The sequence below is a fragment of the Alterinioella sp. B-7 genome (genome assembly GCF_056857775.1).
Genome location: NZ_JBSXNT010000039.1, coordinates 229,462 through 246,688, shown reverse-complemented (window position 1 = coordinate 246,688; position 17,227 = coordinate 229,462). Strand labels below are relative to the sequence as shown.

Genomic DNA, 17,227 nt, shown 5'->3' with positions numbered 1-17,227 from the left:
GGGTTGGGCGAGAGGATCGGATCCCTGTCAATGATGCGCGACGCATTGGTGCGGGCGGTGACTGCGTTGCTCACCGGCGTCCGATCACGTTCCCACCCCCAACCCGAAAGGGCCGGGGGCGGCGCTTTCATCCCGATCCGTCAGCCGGGGATCTTGGCCATGCGCAGGTAGGGCAGCTTGGTGTCGATCGCGCCGTATTTGGCAATCGCGTCCTCGTCCGATACGGCGACGGGCACCACGACATCCTGGCCCACCTGCCAGTTGGCGGGGGTGGCGACGTTTTCCTTCGCGGCTATCTGCAAACCGTCCAGCGCGCGCAGCACCTCGGCGAAGTTGCGGCCCACATTCATCGGATAGGTCATGGAGAGCTTCAGCTTCTTGTCCGGCCCGACGATATAGACGACGCGCACGGTGGCGGTGTCATTGGGGGTGCGGCCATCGGGCAGGTAGGCGTCGGCGGGCAGCATGTCGAAGGCCTTGGAGACCTCCAGATCCTTATCCGCGATGATCGGAAAACCGGCCTTGGCGCCGCCGACCTTCTCGATGTCGGTCTTCCATTTCTTGTGGTCCTCGACCCCGTCCACCGAGATGCCGATCACCTTGGTGCCGCGTTTCTGCCATTCGGCGTCAAGTTGCGCGACGGCGCCGAATTCGGTGGTGCAGACGGGGGTGAAATCCTTCGGGTGCGAGAACAGGATAGCCCAGTTGTCGCCGACGAACTCATGCAGGGAAAAGCTGCCCTGGTCGGTTTCGACATTCAGGTCGGGGATGGTGTCGTTGATGCGCAGGCCCATGACGGTCTCCTCTTACGGTTGCGGTTCCTTGCCGCCAAGATGTGCCTTCCCCCGTGCAGGGGCAAGGGGGTGCGCGGAAGTGTTCAGGGGCGGGCTTGCGGAGGCCCGCGCCGGGTGACAGGTTGCGCGCAACCGAATGCCTGGGAGAAAGCCAATGCCTGATAGCAGAAATTTCTACATCAACGGCCAGTGGGTCGCGCCCGCGACAGCCAATGATCTCGACGTGATCAACCCCTCGACCGAGGAGGTCTGCGCGACGATTTCCCTGGGCGGCCAGGCCGATGTCGATGCCGCCGTCGCCGCCGCGCGCGCCGCGTTCGAGACCTGGTCGAAAAGCAGCAAGGCAGAGCGTCTGGCGCTGCTGCACCGCGTGCTGGAGGTCTACAAGGCCCGCGCCGGGGATATGGCGGAAGCGATCTCGACCGAGATGGGCGCGCCGATCGACCTGGCCAAGACTTCGCAAGTCGGTGCGGGGGCGTTCCATATCCAGAACTTCATCCGCGCGCTTGAAGGGTTCGAATTCGAGCAACCCTTGGGCGATCACGCGCCGAATGATCGCATCATCCATGAAGGTGTCGGCGTCGTCGGCATGATCACGCCGTGGAACTGGCCGATGAACCAGGTCACGCTGAAGGTGATCCCCGCGATTGCGGCGGGCTGTTCGATGGTGCTGAAACCCTCCGAGATCGCGCCGCTGTCGGGGCTTCTCTTTGCCGAGATCATGGATGAGGCCGGGGTGCCGGCGGGCGTCTTCAACCTGGTCAATGGCGACGGCGCGGGGGTCGGCACGATGCTGACCAGCCATCCGGGCGTCGATGCGATCAGCTTTACCGGATCGACGCGCGCCGGGATCGCGATCTCGAAATCCGCCGCCGACACGCTGAAACCCGTCCATCTGGAGCTTGGCGGCAAGGGTGCGAACGTGATCTTCGCCGATGCCGATGAAAAGGCGGTCAAGCGCGGCGCGCAGCATTGTTTCAACAACACGGGCCAAAGCTGCAACGCGCCGACGCGGATGCTGGTGGAACGGTCGATCTATGACAGCGCGGTGGAGATTGCGGCCGCGACCGCCGAGAGCACCGCCACCGGCATGGCGGCGGAACCGGGGCGGCATATCGGCCCGCTGGTCAGCCAGGCGCAATGGGACAAGGTGCAGGGGCTGATCGAAAAGGGTATGGCGGAAGGCGCGCGGCTGGTCGCGGGCGGTCCGGGCCGGCCCGAGGGGGTCAATCGCGGCTACTTTGTCCGGCCCACGGTGTTTGCCGATGTGAGCAACGACATGACCATCGCGCGCGAGGAGATCTTTGGCCCGGTGCTGAGCATTATCCCCTTCGAGGATGAGGAAGACGCCGTGCGCATCGCCAATGACACCGAATATGGCCTGACCAATTACGTGCAATCGCAGGACGGCGCGAAACGCAACCGGATGGCGCGGCGGCTGCGCTCGGGCATGGTCGAGATGAACGGCCAGTCGCGCGGCGCGGGCGCGCCCTTTGGCGGCATGAAGAAATCCGGCAACGGGCGCGAAGGCGGCGTCTGGGGCTTGATGGATTTCCTGGAGGTCAAGGCGGTCTCGGGCTGGTCGCCAGAGGACGCGTGAGACGCTGACATTTGCAAAACGGAGGCAACCGGGGCAGAGAATGGCCTCGGTTGTTTTCATTCAAGGCCCGCTGCCATGGAATTCGTGCCCGAAACGGTGCTGAAACGCGACATCTTCTCGGAGACGATCGTGGGCCATCTGGCCGAGGATCCGGCGTGCAAGGTGGTGCTGCGCAAGCTGGACGGGGTGCCGTGGTATGCGCGCCCGATTGCGTGGTTCCTGGCGCGCAAGGAAGTGCGGGGACTGCGCGCGGTGGCCGGGATCGAGGGGGTGCCGGAGTTGTTGCGGGTGGATCGCGTGGGGCTTTTGCGCAGCTGGTCAGAGGGCACGCCGCTGCAGCTGGCAAAGCCCGACAGCGCCGCGTGGTATCACGATGCCAAGCGCCTGCTGCGCGAGATGCGGGCGCGCGGCGTGGCGCATAACGACATTGCCAAGCCGCAGAACTGGCTGATGACGCCCGAGGGGCGCGCGGCGGTGATCGACTTTCAACTGGCATCCGTGCATCCGCGCAAGGGATGTTGGTTCCGTCTGCTGGCGCGCGAGGATCTGCGGCACCTGCTGAAACAGAAACGCGCCTTTGCGCCCGGTCTGCTGGTGCCGAGCGAGCGCAGGGTGCTGGCGAAGAAATCGCTGCCCTCGCGGATCTGGATGGCGACGGGCAAGCGGGCCTATAATTTCGTAACGCGGCGGCTGATGAACTGGTCGGACGGGGAAGGCACCGAGGACCGGATCGCGCGCGACGGGCCGGAACTGCGCAAGATCGCGGAGCGGCCCGAGATGTCGGATGTCGTGCTCTGCACCTATGCGCTGCCCGCGCGCGGCGTGGGGGTCTATGCGTTCTACGAGACCTATATGGCGCAGTCCGAATTGCGGGCGCTGGTGCCGGAGGCCCGCGCCGACCTGGTGCAGGCAGTGGCCGAGTTTCCGCGTGACGGGGTCGAGATACGCGAGGATATCCTGCATCTGATCGCCGCGAATCGGTTGGATGAACTGGCCGTGCTGATGGAGGGCGCGCCGGACTTGCAGCCGGTGGTCGCCAGGATCGTTGCGGGGCGGCAGAACCTGACGGATCGGGTGTTGAGGCAGTAAGGCTCCTCGCCCCCCTGTTTCCGGGGCGCTCCTCGCCTTCAGAACTCGGGTTTCGCGGTGTATTTCACGCCCTTGCCGCTGTCGGGGTGGTTGAAGCGCAGGGTCTCGGCATGGAGCATCAGGCGCGGGTAATCGCGCGCCGGGCCGCTCGCATAGAAGGGATCGCCCAGGATCGGGTGGCCGATGGCGCGGGCATGCACCCGCAACTGATGCGTGCGTCCCGTCCGGGGCGTCAGGCGCACGCGGGTCTCGCCTCCGCCAGATTTCAGCACCCGCCAGTCGGTCTGCGAGGGCTTGCCGGTGTCATGGCAGACCATCTGCAGGGGCCGGTTGGGCCAGTCCACGATCAGCGGCAGGTCGATGGTGCCGGTTTTCTCCAGCCCCTCGCCATGGACCCGCGCGATATAGGTTTTCCTGACGCTGCGTGCCTCGAACTGGCGGTTGAGGGCGCGCTGCGCGTGGGGGCTGAGGGCGAAGACCATGAGACCCGAGGTGTCCATGTCCAGCCGATGCACCAGCAGCGCGGTGGGAAAGGCCGCCTGCACGCGGGTCAGCAGGCAATCGGACAGGTGATCCCCGCGACCGGGGACCGAGAGCAGACCGGCGGGCTTGTCGACCAGCACGATCTCATGATCCTGGTGCAGCACGTCCAGGGGCGTGTCGGGGGGGCGGTAGTCATGGGCCATGGCGCGCGGTGTAGCGCGTGGGGCCGCTATTGCAAGGGCGCGCGGGTGGCAATGAGGGCGGTGTTGACCACGATCGCGGCGAAGGCCACCAGCCAGACGATGCGCAGGGTTCGTGTGGCCGGGTCGCGCATCCAGACCCGCATGGCGGAGAGGAACGAGAAGGGGCCGGGATTGATGCTGCCGGTCTCGGCCGCCGCGATGGCGCGGATCTGAAAGAGTGCCCGGAAGGAACAGATCGCCCAGATCAAGAAGGCCACGCCTTGCAGGCTGAAGAAGGGGAGGGCGAGGATGTCCATGGCGCCCAGTCAAGCGCAGGTCGGAGATCGGCGCAAGTGGGATCGAATTGTCGGCATTCGGGACGCTGCGCGTTAACCCGCCGGAAACCGGGCCCGCGTCAGGGTCGACGGATTGGATGGGGGCGTCAGCCAAGAAGGTTTGCGCCGATGATGAACAACACAAGCGAAGTGCGGGTGATCAAGCTGAAGGACACGTATCCCGACGAGAAGGGCCATGCCAGCGACATGATGGCCACCTTCCGGATCTGGTCGCTTCTGGGCGGGGCGGAGCAGATGCGCGACAGGACGGTTGCAAACCGGTTTCTCGGATAGATCCGGACCGGTCTTGCGATTTCCGTCGCCGGGTGGCACCGAAGACCCGGACACGGCGTTTGATCCGTGTCATTTGCGAACCGCGCGTTTGCGGCGCAAGATCGGAGTGCAACAGGTGTCAGGGAAGGGGAATCGCCATGCTGGCCATATCATCGCGCAAGATCGCTCAGGTCATCCTGATGGGGCACGAACTGGACCGCGCGGAGGGAGAGCTGCGCGGCTTCATCGAGGCGCTGAACGAGGATGAGCAGGCCGAGCTGGTCGCCGTCATGTGGATCGGACGGGGCAGTTTCGAACCCGCCGATTTCCGCGAGGCGCTGGCCACCGCCTATTCGGAACGCACGACGCCGACCGCCGATTACCTGATCGGCACGCCGCACATGTCCGACCACCTGGAAAGCGGGTTGCAGGAACTGGGGATCGATCCGGGCGACGAGGAAGACGCGCTGCTTTAGCTTGAAGGTCAGGCGTTGACCTTGAGGGAGGACCGGAAGGCCAGCCCGATCAAGGCGACGCCGCCGAGGCCGGTGATCAGCTCTGGCACCTGAAACAGCGTGTGGGCATACATGATGACCGACAGCAGCAGGATCGCGTAGAAGGCCCCGTGTTCGAGGTAGCGGTATTCGTTCAGCGTGCCCTTCTCGACCAGCATGATGGTCATCGAGCGCACATACATCGCCCCGATGCCCAAGCCGATGGCGATGATGAAGAGGTTTTGCGACAGTGCGAAGGCCCCGATCACGCCGTCGAAGGAGAAGCTCGCATCCAGCACTTCGAGGTAGAGGAACGCGCCCAAACCCCCCTTGGCGACGCCGCTTGCCGCGTCCTGCTTGTCCAGCACATGGCCCAGAACATCGACGCAAAGGAACGTCACCAGCCCGTAAAGCGCGGCGGTCACGAATTCGGCCGCGGTCTCGGGGGGCAGGAACCGCGAGAAGCCCAGGATGAAGATCAGGACCACGGCGATCTCGATCCCCTTGATCGAGGCCCAACCCGAGAGCCGTTCCTCGATCCGCCGAATCCAGTGGACGTCCTTTTCTGTGTCGATGAAATAGCTCAGCGCCACCATCATCAGGAAGGTGCCGCCGAAGGCCGAGATGCCCAGTTGCGCGTCGTGCATGATGTCGGCATAGGTCTGCGGCTCGGTCGCGGCCAGGCGCACGGCCTCCCAGGGGCCGACATTGGCGGCGACGACGACGACCAGCAGCGGAAAGACGATCCGCATCCCGAACACCGCGATCAGGATGCCCCAGGTCAGGAACCGGCGTTGCCAGGCAGGGGTCATGGTCTTGAGCTTGTTGGCATTGACGATGGCATTGTCGAAAGAGAGCGAGATCTCCAGCACCGCGAGGATCGCGCAGATGAAGAAGATGCCCATCGTCCCCCGGATCGTGCCGGTATAGGCCCAGCCGACCCAGACGCCCAGCAAGAGGCCGACGACAGTGACGATGAAGGCCCAGCGGAAATAGGACAGGGTCGGACGGGACATGAAGGCTCCGGGGGTGATGTTCGATTACTGGTCGATGAACGAGCCGTCCAGATGCGGCCGCATCTCGATCTCGCGCACCACGTTTTCGGCACTGTATGCGGCATTGGCAAGCCCCGCCCCCAGCCCCGGACCTTGCGGAATGGATAGGTATCCGTCGCGGATGTCGGGCGTCCAGTCAACCAGGTCGGAACCGCGCAGCCGGTTCTCGTGCCCTGTCGCGCCGTCCTTCTGCGTGACCAGCGGCAATTCCTGGATGGCGAAGTTGGAGATCGCCGCGTCCAGTTGCAGGCAGGCCAAGAGCGAGATCGGCGACAGCGGGTTATGCGGTACCACCTGGATGTCATGTGCCTCGGCCAGGGCGGCGATCTTGCGCGCACCGGTGATGCCGCCGCACAGGCACAGCGACACGCGGGCATAGTCGAGCGCGCCGCGCTGGATATGGGCCTGGAACTGGTAGAGCGAGAAAAAGCGCTCGCCGGTGGCCAGCGGAATGCCGATATTGTCCGCGACCCGACCCATCGCCTCGGTGCTGGTCGGCGGAATCGGATCCTCGTAGAACATCGGGCGGAACTGCGCGATCTCGCGGGCGAAGGCGGTCGCCTCGGGCGGGGTCAGACGGCGGTGGATCTCGACGCAGAGGTCCATGTCGGGGCCGACCGCCGCGCGGATATCGGCGATGACCTGCACTGCCTCGTCGATCTTACGGGCATGGCCGCGGGTGTAGACCTCGGACTTGGCCTCATCCAGGAACGGGTTGAGATGGCCGATCGCGGTATAGCCCTGGTCCTTGCGTTGCAGCGCGGCGTCGATCATCTGCTCCTTGGTGGGCGATTTGACATGGGCGTAGACGCGCACCCTGTCGCGGGTCGGCCCGCCCAGAAGGACATGGATGGGGACGCCAAGCGCCTGGCCCTTGATGTCCCACAGCGCGATGTCGATGGCCGAGATCGCGCCGCAGATCGCCGCGCCCGTGAAATGGCCGAAGCGGTGCATGACGGTCCAGTGGGTCTCGATCCGGCCCGGATCCTTGCCGATCAGGTAGGTGGCGAATTTGCCAACGGCGGTGGCGGCGGCCTCGAGATGGCCCCAGGCCCCGCATTCGCCGGTGCCGATCAGTCCCTCATCCGTCTCGATTTGGACATAGAGGTATCGGTTCGCAAAGATCGGGGTGACGCGGGTGATTTTCATGGGGACGGGCCTTTCGCGGGTCAGTCGTTGGTCAGCGGAAAGTGGCACTTGACCACACGGTCGGCGTCGCCCACGCGGGTGGTCGGCGGCACCTCGCGGCATTTGTCCTGCGCCTTCCAACAGCGGGTGCGGAAGCGGCAGCCCGAGGGCGGGTTGACGGGGCTTGGCACCTCGCCCTTGAGAAGCACTTGCTGGCGTTTTTCGCCGCCGATATTGATCTCGGGCTCGGCCGACAGAAGCGCCTTGGTATAGGGGTGGGCGGGGGTCTCGTAGACATCCTCGCAATCGCCCATCTCGACCATCTCGCCCAGATACATCACGCCGATCCGGTCCGAGATGTGGCGCACGATGGACAGGTCGTGGCTGATGCACATATAGGCGACGCCGAACTCCTCCTGCACTTCCTCCAGCAGGTTCACCACCTGCGCCTGGATCGACACATCGAGGGCCGAGACCGGTTCATCGAGGATGATCAGCTCGGGGCCCAGCACCAACGCGCGGGCGATGCCGATGCGTTGCAACTGCCCGCCCGAGAACTCATGCGGGAAGCGGTTGGCAAATTCGGGGCGCAGGCCGACGCGTTCCAGCAATTCGCGCACCCGTTCGGGCCATCTGGCCTTGTCCAGCGTGCCTTCGTGAATCTTCAGGGGCTCGGTCAGGACGTCATAGATCGTCATGCGGGGCGAGAGCGCGGCGAAGGGATCCTGAAACACGACCTGGATACGGCGGCGCAGGGCCTTGTCGGACAGGGCCTGTGGCGTGAAAATGTCCTGACCCTCGAAGGTGACGCGGCCGCTATTGGGGGTTTCCAACCGCAGGAGCGTGCGGGCCAGCGTGGACTTGCCGCAGCCGGATTCGCCGACGATGCCGAAGGTCTCGCCCCGGCGGATGTCGAAGCTGACGCCATCGACCGCCTTGACGGTGCCGGTCTTGCCGCGCAAGAGGCCGCCGCCGACGTCGAAATGCTTGACCAGGTCCGAGACCGAGAGAAGCGGTGCAAGGGTCGCGGTTGTCATGTCGTCACCTCGGGCTGTCGATTGCCCTGGCCCGCCTCTTCGGCGACCACATGGCAGGTCACGTCCTGACCCGAGGGGACATGGACCGTGGGCGGGAACTGTTCGGAGCAGACGGGTTTCGCCGCCGTGCAGCGCGGCGCGAAGGGGCAGCCGCGCGAGGCAGCGGCCAGGTTGGGCGGCGAGCCCAGGATCGGGCGCAGCTTGTCGCCTTTCTCAATCGCCTGCGGACGCGAGCCCAGAAGTCCCAGCGTGTAGGGGTGGCGCGGCGTGCCCAGAACCTGCCGGATCGTGCCCGTCTCCATCACCGTGCCGGCATACATGATCGCCACGCGGTCGGCGGTTTCGGCCACCAGCCCCAGGTCATGGGTGATCAGGATCAGCGACATCTGCCGTTCGTCCTTGAGCTGCTGCAACAGGTCCATGATCTGCGCCTGCACCGTCACGTCGAGCGCGGTGGTGGGTTCGTCCGCGATCAGCACCTCGGGGTCCAGCGCGATGCCCATGGCGATCATCGCCCGCTGGCGCATACCGCCCGAGAACTGGTGCGGATAATCGTCCAGCCGCCGCTCCGGTTCGGGGATGCCGACTTTTGTCAGCAACGCGATGCTGGCCGCACGAATTTCACGACGCGTCATTTGTGGTCGGTGGACGCGGAACATCTCGCCGATTTGCCAGCCAACAGTATAGACCGGGTTCAGCGCGGTCAGCGCATCCTGGAACACCATGGCGATCTTCTCGCCGGTGTAGCGCCACCAGTCCCTTTGCCGGACGGCCTGCAGATCCTCGCCCTTGAAGCGCATCGCGTCGGCGGTGATATGGGCGGGCGGGCTTTGCAGCAGGCGCATCGCGGCCATCATCGACACCGTCTTGCCCGAGCCGCTTTCGCCGACGATGGCGAAGGTCTCGCCCTTGTCGACATGGAAGCTGACCCCGCGCACGGCGTGAACGGTCTGCGCCGGTGAGCGGAAGGCGACATTGAGGTTGCTCAGTTCGAACTGGTGTCGGGTCATGCCTGTTTCGCCCTTTCAAAGCGCCAGCGTTCGCGCGGATCACGGATGCGGCGGGTCCAGTTTGCCATCAGGTTGATCGAGAGGGTCGAGAGCATGATCATCAGGCCGGGAAAGAAGGCCATCCACCACGCCGTTTCCAGGTAGTCCTTGCCCTGGCTGACCATCAGACCCCAGGTGATGTTGGGGGCCTGCACGCCGATGCCCAGAAAGGACAGCGAGCTTTCCGACAGCATGATCAACGCGAAGTCGATGGTAACGATATTGATCACGGTCGGGATCACCATAGGCCCGATATGCATGGCGATGATCTGGTATGGCCTGGCCCCGATGACGCGCGCGGCATCGACGAAGAGACGCTCGCGCAGCTCCAGAACCTCGGCCCGTGCGACGCGGATATAGACCGGCAATTGCCCCACCGCGAGGACCAGGATCAGGTTCAGCGGCGAGGGGCTGAGCATGTAGAGCACCACCATCGCCAGCAGGATCGAGGGAAAGCTTTGCAGGACGTCGGAAAGCTGCATGATGACTCGGCCCGTCCAGCCGCCCTTGAATCCGGCCCAGAGGCCGATCAGCGTGCCGATGATCAGCGCCGCGATGGCCGAGGCCATCGCGATACCCAGGGTGACGCGGGTGGCGACGATGATGCGGGCCAGGATCGGACGGCCAAGCGCATCGGCGCCCAGGATATTGACCAGGCCGCCCTCGGTGGTGCCGAAGGGCGCGGCGCGGGCGCGCAGGTTCATGCCACGGGCCAGATCGCCGAAGAGCCATTCGCCGAACAGCGCGCAGAACAGGAGGAACAGCAGCCAAAGGGCCGCCAGCACGGCGACCGGGTCGCGGACCAGGAAGTAGAGATAGGGCGTGCGGGTGCGCGTCGCCACCATCTCGGCCTGGATCGACGGCGCGCCGGGCGGGTTGTCGCGGGTGTTGTTCAGCTCGGTCATCGCGCCCTCACTTGTGCCGGATCCGGGGATCGAGCAGCGCGTAGGCCACGTCGATCAGGATATTCATCAGGAAGATCACCACGGCGGTGATCACGACGCCCGCCTGCACCACGGCGAAATCGCGTTGCTGGATGGCGTCGATCATCAGCTTGCCGACGCCGGGAAAGCCGAAGATGCTTTCGATCACGACCGACCCGTTGATGAAGCCCACCGCCTGGTTGCCGGCCATGGTCAGGATCGGCAGCGACGCATTGCGCAGCGCGTGGACGAAGAGGACTGAGCGGAACGGCACGCCCTTGGATTTCGCGGTGCGCACATAGGGCGCGGTCAGGGCGCGGATCATCGCCTCGCGCACCACCTGGGCCAGCAGGCCGAGGGGGCGCAGCGTCAGCACGGTGATCGGCAAAATCCAGTATTCCCAGCCGCCGATGCCCGAGGTCGGCACCACCCGCAGCCAGACCGCGAAGACCGAGATCAGCGTCAGCGCGACCCAGAAATTCGGGGCGGAGGCGCTGGCCAGCGACAGGATCGAGATCACCCGATCCAGAAGGCCGGTGGGCCGGACCGCCGCCCAGACACCCAGGAGCACCGCCCCGATGACGGAGATGAGCATGGTCAGCCCGGCCAGTTTCAGCGAGGTCGGATAGGCCTCCAGCACGATCTGCGCGGCGGGACGCGCCTGGCGCAGGCTTTCGCCCAGGTCGAGGCGGAAGAGGCCGCTGAAGAATTCCCAGAACTGCACGATCATGGGACGGTCGAGGCCGTGGATGCGGATGTATTCCTGCCGCGCCGCCTCCGAGGCGTCGTCGGGCAGGTAGAGGTCGGCGGGGCTGCCGGTCAGGCGGACCAGGAAGAAGACCAGGACGACAAGGCCGATCAGCGAGATCAGGCTTTGGGCCATCCGGGCGAGAACGAAATTGCCCATGGGGTGCGGGCTCCCTTTTTGGCGGGTATCCGGTGTGCGCGCGGGCATGATGCGCCGTCGGGACGACAGGCGAAAGCGGCGGGCCGGATTGCGGTGATCTGGGGAAGGCGCGGGTAGAGGGGGTGGCAGGGGCCCAGGGTGCGTGGCCCCTGCCGGTGGTGCGATCAGTTGAAGGTCACTTCCTCGATCAGGAAGGTGGACGGGTTCTTGCCCGACACATCATAGCTGATCCTGGGCCCGATCCGGGCAAAGGCGACCTGGTGGCCGATCACGGCGTCGACCTGGACATCCTCGTGCATGAAGCGCACGACCTCCTGCCAGGCGGCTTCGCGTTCCGGGCCCTGCGGGGTGGCCAGCGCGGTCTGGATCATCTCGTCCAGTTCGGGCAGGCAGATCGGGTTGCGGTTCGAGTCGCAGAGGTGGCGGGTCAGCGAAAAGCCGGCATCGCCCTTGTCGTTGTCATGGCGCGACAGCAGGATCACGGCACGATCTTCGCCGCGGGGTTCATCGCGGTATTCACGATAGACGCCGGATTCGACCAGCTCCATCCGGGCGTTGAAGCCTGCAGCCTGCAACATCAGCGCCATCGCCTCGACCAACTCGTTCGAGCCGGGGAACCGGTCGTTGATATACATCACGGTGATTTCGCGATCCACGTCGACACCGTCGGCGCGCGCCTCTTCCAGAAGCTCGGTCACCCGGTCCGGGTCATAGGGGTGCGGAACCAGATCGGGGTTCGAGCCGCTGATCGAGGGGCCGATGATGGCGGTGCCCAGAACGGTTTCGGCGGGCAGGATGGTGCCGAGCAGCGCCTCGCGGTCAATGGCGAGGTTCACCGCCATGCGCACGCGCAGGTCATCCAGCGGAGCCTCCCATGCGCCGAGGATGAAATAGATCGTCTCGAAGTTCTGATAGGCGACGTCCATGTCGGTGGTTGCCAGTTCCTCGGGCACCGAGAAGGTGAAATCGGCCTCGCCGACCTCGACCATGCTGGCGCGGACCGAGCCTTCGCCGCGGAACACGAAGGTTGCGCGCTCGACCTCGGGCTGGTCGCCCCAGTAATCGGGGTTGCGTTCCAGCACGATCTGCACCCCGGCCTGCCATTCGGCCAGCGTGTAGGGGCCGGTGCCGACAGGTGCGCGGGTCAGCGCGTCGAACGGCGTGTTGGGCGAGACGATCGGCACCTGGCTGAGCGAGAATTCGACGGTATACTCGTCGATCGCCTCGGCGGTGAAGGTCATGTGATCCCAGTACTTGTTCCGGGCGATCTGCTCGAGGTCGGTATTGAACAGGCGCTCGACCGAGTAGACGACGGCATCGGCGTTGAAGGGCGCGCCGTCATGGAAGGTGACGCCCTCGCGCAGCGTGTAGCGATAGGTGGTGTCGTCCACCTGCTCCCACGCGGTGGCGAGCCGGGGCTGCAGAGAGCTGTCGGAGAGGTCCAGCAGGGTCAGCGTCTCGATCACGTTCTGACGCAGGATCGGGCCGGTCTGGCTGTAGTCGAAATTGCCGGGGTCGATATTGGGCGGTTCCGACGACTGGACGATAACGATCTCGCCCTCGGCGGGTTGTGCGGCCACGGGGGCGACACCCATCGAGACGGCGATGATGGCGGCGGCCAGAACCGGTGTCCCCAGTCGGACCCCCATCTGGCTGATGCGCTCGGCAAATGACATTCGAACTCCTCCTTCGAGTTTTCCCAAGAACCGGTGCCGCTGTCAGGCTTCGCCGCAGGGCGAAAAACCATGGCAAACGCCGATCCCCTCCCTGGGATCGCGGAATGCGATGGGAACAGGTTAGGGGAGTCTGTCCATATGTCAACAAGCGAAATAGTATTTCATTAGATGAAATTACAAGAGAAATATATCCAATATCAAGCCGTTGCTGCGCGTGCGAAAGGATGCTCCCCGCAAAAGGAATGCCGGGCGCGGGACCGAAACGATGCGAATCGGGTCAGTCGATGAGGGTGCTTGCCGTGTCGTCGCCGCCTGGATCGCGCCGGGGGCCGCGATAGCCAAGGCGGCTGGACACATGCACCGCGGCTGCCGCCAGAACGGTGCAAAGGTGATCCTCGCGGTCGGCGACACTGCGCGCTGGACCCTGTAGCCCGAGCGCGCCGATCACCTCGCCGGTGCGTTTGCGGATCGGGGCCGAGATGCAGCAGATATCGACGTCGCGTTCCTGCCGGTCGAAGGCCAGGCCAGCCGTGCGCACCTGCTCCAGCTCGGCGCGGAACCTGTCGGCATCGGTGATGGTGTTGGGGGTCAGGGCCGCAAAGTCGATCCGGCCCAGCGCGTCATCCAGCCCCGCGGACCAGTGCCAGGCCAGCAGGATCTTTCCCGCCGCCGTGGCATGGATCGGGGCCCGCCCGCCGATCCGCGCCGCCGAGCGCAGCGACCCGGTGCCCTCGAACACGTCCAGATAGACGACATCGCCGTCCTGCAATACAGCCAGCGTCGCGGTCAGCCCGGTTTCCGTGGCCAGCGCTGCCAGGCTGCCCTGCGCGGTCTCGCGCAGGCCGGTATCGGCCAGGAACCGCGAGCCGACCTCCAGCGCGCGCAGGCCGATGCCGTAGGTCTTGGTCTCGTCGTTGCGGATCAGGAAATCGCGGCCCCGCAGGGTTTCGAGAATGCGCAGCGCGGTCGCGGGCGACAGGTCGCAGGCGGTGGAAATCTCGGCCAGGGTCTGGCCGGGCCGGTTGGCCACGACCTCCAGCACATGCAGGCCGCGATCCAGGGCGCGGGTCGGCGTGGGGGCGGTCTTGCGCGGCTTGCTCATGCCGGTTGCCCCAGCCCGAGCCGCGCAAGCGCCGCGTTCAGCACGGCCACGATCTTGTCCTCATGGCCCTGGTAGAAATAGCCCAGACCGGGCACCATCTTGCCGTCGAAGGCGGGCGTTGCGATGGCGTCGCGCCGCAGGCGCTCCAGGAAGGTGGAGACTTCGCGCATCGGGCGCTCCTCGCGGGTGCCGTACCAGGCAAAGATCGGCACCCGGACCCGCGCAATGGCCGGCGGTGTCCGGCCATCGCCATAGACCTCGCGGTTCATCTCGGCCCGTGCCATGTACCATTCCGCGCTGACCGTGCTGTCATAGGTGTCGCCGCCGGTGCCCCAGGGCATCAGGTCGCGCCCGCGCCCCTCGGCCACCATCCGGCGTGCCAGTTCGCGCCCCTCGTCGGTGAACTTGTCGCGCACCGCCGCCCCCGAGGAGGCCAGCCCCAGCGCCACGACCTCGGGGCGTTGCTGTTGTGCCTGGTAATGCACCACCTTGGCGCCGCCAAATCCGTAACCGACCAGGAAGATCGAAGTGTAGCCCGCCGATCGCGCCCATTCCACCCAGGCGTCGAGGTCGAAAATGCAGTCGGTGAACAGCTCCCACGCGCTGCCATGCAGGACCGGGCGTTGCTCGCCCCGGAACCAGCTTCCGAAATCATGGCCGCGCGTATCGACACTGAGGAAGGCGCAGCCGGGGCGCACGACGCGGCGGCCGATCTCGATATACTCCTTCTCGGCGAAATTCTGTTGCCGCGTATGGACCCACAGGATCAGCAGCCGGGGCTTGCCCCGATCGCCCGCCGCCCTGATCAACGCGCCGCGCAGGTCCAGATTGTCCTCGGTCCGGGTATAGACGATGCGTTCCTCGCTTGGGCCGCTGAACGGATCGAGGCGCTTGCGCTTGTCAGGCATTGTCGCAACGCTCCTTCGCACGGCGGCTTGGTCGGGCCGCATCGGCAGCACCCATCTGGCCGTCGTCTTTAGCCATTTCAGAACCGGGGCGCAATTGCGGTTGGGCGATTGCACTTGCTGCTTGTTTCGGGCGACATGGGCGCATGACCCTTTCAATGGCCCAGACATGACCCCGCCCGAGACCGCCCTGCCGCCGGGCACGCTGGACCTGCATGTCCACGCCGCCCCCGATATCAAGCCGCGCAGCGTCAACGACCTGTCGCTGGCCCGCGCCTGTGTGGATCTGGGGTGGCAGGGCGCGGCGCTGAAATCCCATAGCGAGCCCACGGGAGGCCGCGCCGCCATGGTCGGGGCCGCGACCCGGGCGGGGATGATCGGCGGGCTGGTCCTGAACCGCGCCATTGGTGGGCTGAACCCGCGGGCCATCGCGGCCTTTGCCAGTGCCACGCCGGACACCGCGCGGATCGTCTGGATGCCGACACGGGACGCGGCGCATGACATCGCCCGCAAGGGCACGGGCCGCGCGGCGGTTCCGGTTCTGGATGGCTCTGCCCCCGCCGAGGGGCTTACGGAGGTGCTGGAGGCGATTGCGCGGCATGACCTGGTCCTGGCCAGCGGTCATCTGCACCCCGCCGAGACGGTTGCCGTCTTCCGGCTGGCCAAGGCGGCAGGGGTGCGCCGCCTGCTGGTGACCCATGCCACCGCCCCGATCACCGATATGGGCGATGACCTGCTGCAAGAGTGCCTGGAGCTTGGCGCGCATGTGGAGATCTGCGCCCGCAATGTCTTCGGGGACGACCGCGCCCGTATCGACCCGGCCAAACTGGGGCGCGCGGCGGAGGTGTTCAGGCTGTGTGGCGGTCGCGCGCTGCTGTCCTCTGACCTGGGCGACACGCGCTACCCGCTGCCGTGGGAGGGGCTGGCGCAATTGGCCGGGGCACTGGCGGGGCAAGGTATTCCCGCCGCCGATCTTCGGCATGCGCTGACCGAGATCCCCGCGCACCTGGTCCATCAGTCCACGGCGTAGCGGGCGATGTAGTCCCGGTCCAGCGTGATGCCGAAACCGGCGGATTGCGGCACCGTAACATGGCCGTCCGTCACGGGCGGTTGCTCGGGCGCGATGCGCGGTGTCAGCGGGTCGCGTGCGTCCGAAAAATACTCGGCATAGAGTCCGCGCGCCTTGGCCCCCAGAAGGTGCATCGAGACCAGCGGTTCCTCGTGATGGGCGATGCGCACCTCATGCGCCTCGGCCAGAGTCGCCGCGCGCACCCATTCGGAAACGCCGCCACCCAGCGAGCTGTCGAAATTCAGCACATCCACCGCGCCAGCCGCGATCAGGTCGCGGCAGCCCTCGGACGACATCTCGTTCTGGCCTGCGCCGACCTGTTGCCCTGTCGCCTGCCGGACATGGGCCATTCCGGCGGCATAGTCGCGCCAATGGGTCGGCTCCTCGATCCAGTCGACGTTCAGTTCGGCCACGGAGCGGGCGAATTCGCTGGCCTGATACCGGTCCCAGCCCTGGTTGGCGTCGCAGATCAGCACGAGATCCGGGCCGATGGCGTCGCGCACGGCGCGGGCGCGGGCGGCGTCCACATGCGGTTCGGAGAAGCCCACCTTGATCTTGACGCCGCCATAGCCCTCGTCCCGGCGCTCGGCCGCTTCTTCGGTCAGCGCGCCGGTATCGTCGGCCCCGCCCATGTAGCCGCAACTGACTACGGCGCGGACCCGGTCCTGCGCGCCGCCCAGAAGGCGATGCACGGGCAGGCCGGTGATCTTGCCGAACAGGTCCCAAAGTGCCGTATCGACGGCCGAGATAGCCTCCATCACGCGCACCCGGTGATGCACGCCGCCGGAGAGGCCGATCATCGCGGCGTAGCACGGGCCCAGCCGGGTCGCGTCCAGCCCGATGAGGCGCGGGGCGATGTCGTCGCGGATGATCTTCACGACCTCGCCCTGGTGATCGCGGATATCGCCGATGAAGACCTCGCCCACCGCGCCCGCGTCGGTTTCGATCCGCACCACGAGGGTGCAGCGCACGTCGATGGTGAAGGTCGCGGCCCGGAAGGCGCGCTCCAGCGGGACGCGCATTGGGGTGACGGTAACGGCCTCGATGATCATTGTCAGGGATCCCGTATTGCGTAAGCGCGACTGATCGTCGGCATTTCACTTAGTGCAATAGAATTTCACCTGAT

General features: G+C 65.9%; 18 protein-coding genes. 5 read left to right on the top strand and 13 right to left on the bottom strand.

Features of this window, described 5'->3' with window-relative positions; translation table 11 throughout:
- Positions 1-140: 140 nt before the first annotated feature.
- A complete protein-coding gene (locus AC13C7_RS16145) occupies positions 141-794 on the bottom strand; it encodes a peroxiredoxin (protein WP_172318664.1) in 654 nt (217 codons plus the stop codon).
- Between the two features lie 154 nt (positions 795-948).
- On the opposite strand from AC13C7_RS16145, the gene AC13C7_RS16140 reads away from it, so the two are divergent.
- Both AC13C7_RS16140 and AC13C7_RS16135 read left to right on the top strand, forming a co-directional pair.
- The gene (locus AC13C7_RS16140) at positions 949-2,394 is read left to right on the top strand and encodes an aldehyde dehydrogenase family protein (RefSeq protein WP_446117857.1); all 1,446 of its coding nucleotides are present in this window, start codon (positions 949-951) and stop codon (positions 2,392-2,394) included.
- Between the two features lie 75 nt (positions 2,395-2,469).
- Entirely contained in the window at positions 2,470-3,483 is a 1,014-nt protein-coding gene (locus AC13C7_RS16135) for a serine/threonine protein kinase (protein WP_482868074.1), read from the top strand.
- A 38-nt stretch (positions 3,484-3,521) separates the two neighbouring features.
- On the opposite strand, the gene AC13C7_RS16130 is transcribed toward AC13C7_RS16135, so the two are convergent.
- Together AC13C7_RS16130 and AC13C7_RS16125 are read right to left on the bottom strand one after the other, a co-directional pair.
- Positions 3,522-4,169 (bottom strand): RluA family pseudouridine synthase, encoded by a 648-nt coding sequence (locus AC13C7_RS16130; protein WP_172318670.1) that lies wholly within the window; start codon positions 4,167-4,169, stop codon positions 3,522-3,524.
- A gap of 26 nt (positions 4,170-4,195) precedes the next feature.
- Entirely contained in the window at positions 4,196-4,465 is a 270-nt protein-coding gene (locus AC13C7_RS16125) for a hypothetical protein (RefSeq protein WP_446117854.1), read from the bottom strand.
- Between the two features lie 147 nt (positions 4,466-4,612).
- On the opposite strand from AC13C7_RS16125, the gene AC13C7_RS16120 reads away from it, so the two are divergent.
- Both AC13C7_RS16120 and AC13C7_RS16115 read left to right on the top strand, forming a co-directional pair.
- Positions 4,613-4,777: a hypothetical protein gene (locus AC13C7_RS16120; RefSeq protein ID WP_482868073.1), complete on the top strand. Its 165-nt coding sequence runs from the start codon at positions 4,613-4,615 to the stop codon at positions 4,775-4,777.
- A gap of 137 nt (positions 4,778-4,914) precedes the next feature.
- Positions 4,915-5,232 carry a DUF3775 domain-containing protein gene (locus AC13C7_RS16115; RefSeq protein WP_172318676.1) on the top strand — a complete coding sequence of 106 codons (318 nt, stop codon included), beginning with the start codon at positions 4,915-4,917 and terminating at the stop codon, positions 5,230-5,232.
- A gap of 8 nt (positions 5,233-5,240) precedes the next feature.
- Here AC13C7_RS16115 and AC13C7_RS16110 read toward each other — a convergent pair whose 3' ends face one another.
- The 9 genes from AC13C7_RS16110 to AC13C7_RS16070 form a co-directional block, all read right to left on the bottom strand.
- Positions 5,241-6,266: a DUF475 domain-containing protein gene (locus AC13C7_RS16110; protein ID WP_482868072.1), complete on the bottom strand. Its 1,026-nt coding sequence runs from the start codon at positions 6,264-6,266 to the stop codon at positions 5,241-5,243.
- A 24-nt stretch (positions 6,267-6,290) separates the two neighbouring features.
- Positions 6,291-7,454, bottom strand: a complete 1,164-nt coding sequence (gene dgoD / locus AC13C7_RS16105; RefSeq protein WP_172318680.1) for a galactonate dehydratase — start codon at positions 7,452-7,454, stop codon at positions 6,291-6,293.
- A 20-nt stretch (positions 7,455-7,474) separates the two neighbouring features.
- The gene (locus tag AC13C7_RS16100; RefSeq protein WP_482868071.1) at positions 7,475-8,470 is read right to left on the bottom strand and encodes an ABC transporter ATP-binding protein; all 996 of its coding nucleotides are present in this window, start codon (positions 8,468-8,470) and stop codon (positions 7,475-7,477) included.
- Positions 8,467-9,480: an ABC transporter ATP-binding protein gene (locus AC13C7_RS16095; protein WP_172318684.1), complete on the bottom strand. Its 1,014-nt coding sequence runs from the start codon at positions 9,478-9,480 to the stop codon at positions 8,467-8,469. The genes AC13C7_RS16100 and AC13C7_RS16095 overlap by 4 nt, the downstream gene beginning before the upstream one ends.
- Positions 9,477-10,424 carry an ABC transporter permease gene (locus tag AC13C7_RS16090; RefSeq protein ID WP_446169966.1) on the bottom strand — a complete coding sequence of 316 codons (948 nt, stop codon included), beginning with the start codon at positions 10,422-10,424 and terminating at the stop codon, positions 9,477-9,479. The genes AC13C7_RS16095 and AC13C7_RS16090 overlap by 4 nt, the downstream gene beginning before the upstream one ends.
- Before the next feature lie 7 nt (positions 10,425-10,431).
- Positions 10,432-11,349 (bottom strand): ABC transporter permease, encoded by a 918-nt coding sequence (locus AC13C7_RS16085; RefSeq protein WP_172318686.1) that lies wholly within the window; start codon positions 11,347-11,349, stop codon positions 10,432-10,434.
- A 164-nt stretch (positions 11,350-11,513) separates the two neighbouring features.
- A complete protein-coding gene (locus tag AC13C7_RS16080) occupies positions 11,514-13,025 on the bottom strand; it encodes an ABC transporter substrate-binding protein (RefSeq protein WP_482868070.1) in 1,512 nt (503 codons plus the stop codon).
- Between the two features lie 277 nt (positions 13,026-13,302).
- Positions 13,303-14,127: an IclR family transcriptional regulator gene (locus AC13C7_RS16075; RefSeq protein ID WP_446117846.1), complete on the bottom strand. Its 825-nt coding sequence runs from the start codon at positions 14,125-14,127 to the stop codon at positions 13,303-13,305.
- A complete protein-coding gene (locus tag AC13C7_RS16070; protein ID WP_482868069.1) occupies positions 14,124-15,035 on the bottom strand; it encodes an alpha/beta hydrolase in 912 nt (303 codons plus the stop codon). Before AC13C7_RS16070 ends, AC13C7_RS16075 begins: the two co-directional genes overlap by 4 nt.
- Positions 15,036-15,201: 166 nt before the next feature.
- Here AC13C7_RS16070 and AC13C7_RS16065 point away from each other — a divergent pair, with 166 nt between their 5' ends.
- Complete coding sequence (locus AC13C7_RS16065; protein WP_482868068.1) at positions 15,202-16,062, top strand: DUF6282 family protein; 861 nt, start codon at positions 15,202-15,204, stop codon at positions 16,060-16,062.
- Here the strand turns inward: AC13C7_RS16065 and AC13C7_RS16060 are convergent.
- Complete coding sequence (locus AC13C7_RS16060; RefSeq protein ID WP_482868067.1) at positions 16,047-17,153, bottom strand: mandelate racemase/muconate lactonizing enzyme family protein; 1,107 nt, start codon at positions 17,151-17,153, stop codon at positions 16,047-16,049. The two genes, AC13C7_RS16065 and AC13C7_RS16060, sit on opposite strands and share 16 nt — an antisense overlap.
- Positions 17,154-17,227 lie beyond the last annotated feature (74 nt).

Excerpts from the sequence above, each read along its gene's own strand:
- dgoD (WP_172318680.1), bottom strand. The coding sequence starts at position 7,454 with ATGAAAATCACCCGCGTCACCCCGATCTTTGCGAACCGATACCTCTAT.
- AC13C7_RS16095 (WP_172318684.1), bottom strand. The coding sequence starts at position 9,480 with ATGACCCGACACCAGTTCGAACTGAGCAACCTCAATGTCGCCTTCCGC.
- AC13C7_RS16085 (WP_172318686.1), bottom strand. The coding sequence starts at position 11,349 with ATGGGCAATTTCGTTCTCGCCCGGATGGCCCAAAGCCTGATCTCGCTG.
- AC13C7_RS16065 (WP_482868068.1), top strand. The coding sequence starts at position 15,202 with ATGACCCCGCCCGAGACCGCCCTGCCGCCGGGCACGCTGGACCTGCAT.
- AC13C7_RS16090 (WP_446169966.1), bottom strand. The coding sequence starts at position 10,424 with ATGACCGAGCTGAACAACACCCGCGACAACCCGCCCGGCGCGCCGTCG.
- AC13C7_RS16130 (WP_172318670.1), bottom strand. The coding sequence starts at position 4,169 with ATGGCCCATGACTACCGCCCCCCCGACACGCCCCTGGACGTGCTGCAC.
- AC13C7_RS16100 (WP_482868071.1), bottom strand. The coding sequence starts at position 8,470 with ATGACAACCGCGACCCTTGCACCGCTTCTCTCGGTCTCGGACCTGGTC.
- AC13C7_RS16145 (WP_172318664.1), bottom strand. The coding sequence starts at position 794 with ATGGGCCTGCGCATCAACGACACCATCCCCGACCTGAATGTCGAAACC.
- AC13C7_RS16125 (WP_446117854.1), bottom strand. The coding sequence starts at position 4,465 with ATGGACATCCTCGCCCTCCCCTTCTTCAGCCTGCAAGGCGTGGCCTTC.
- AC13C7_RS16110 (WP_482868072.1), bottom strand. The coding sequence starts at position 6,266 with ATGTCCCGTCCGACCCTGTCCTATTTCCGCTGGGCCTTCATCGTCACT.
- AC13C7_RS16075 (WP_446117846.1), bottom strand. The coding sequence starts at position 14,127 with ATGAGCAAGCCGCGCAAGACCGCCCCCACGCCGACCCGCGCCCTGGAT.
- AC13C7_RS16080 (WP_482868070.1), bottom strand. The coding sequence starts at position 13,025 with ATGTCATTTGCCGAGCGCATCAGCCAGATGGGGGTCCGACTGGGGACA.
- AC13C7_RS16135 (WP_482868074.1), top strand. The coding sequence starts at position 2,470 with ATGGAATTCGTGCCCGAAACGGTGCTGAAACGCGACATCTTCTCGGAG.
- AC13C7_RS16115 (WP_172318676.1), top strand. The coding sequence starts at position 4,915 with ATGCTGGCCATATCATCGCGCAAGATCGCTCAGGTCATCCTGATGGGG.
- AC13C7_RS16070 (WP_482868069.1), bottom strand. The coding sequence starts at position 15,035 with ATGCCTGACAAGCGCAAGCGCCTCGATCCGTTCAGCGGCCCAAGCGAG.
- AC13C7_RS16060 (WP_482868067.1), bottom strand. The coding sequence starts at position 17,153 with ATGATCATCGAGGCCGTTACCGTCACCCCAATGCGCGTCCCGCTGGAG.
- AC13C7_RS16120 (WP_482868073.1), top strand. The coding sequence starts at position 4,613 with ATGATGAACAACACAAGCGAAGTGCGGGTGATCAAGCTGAAGGACACG.
- AC13C7_RS16140 (WP_446117857.1), top strand. The coding sequence starts at position 949 with ATGCCTGATAGCAGAAATTTCTACATCAACGGCCAGTGGGTCGCGCCC.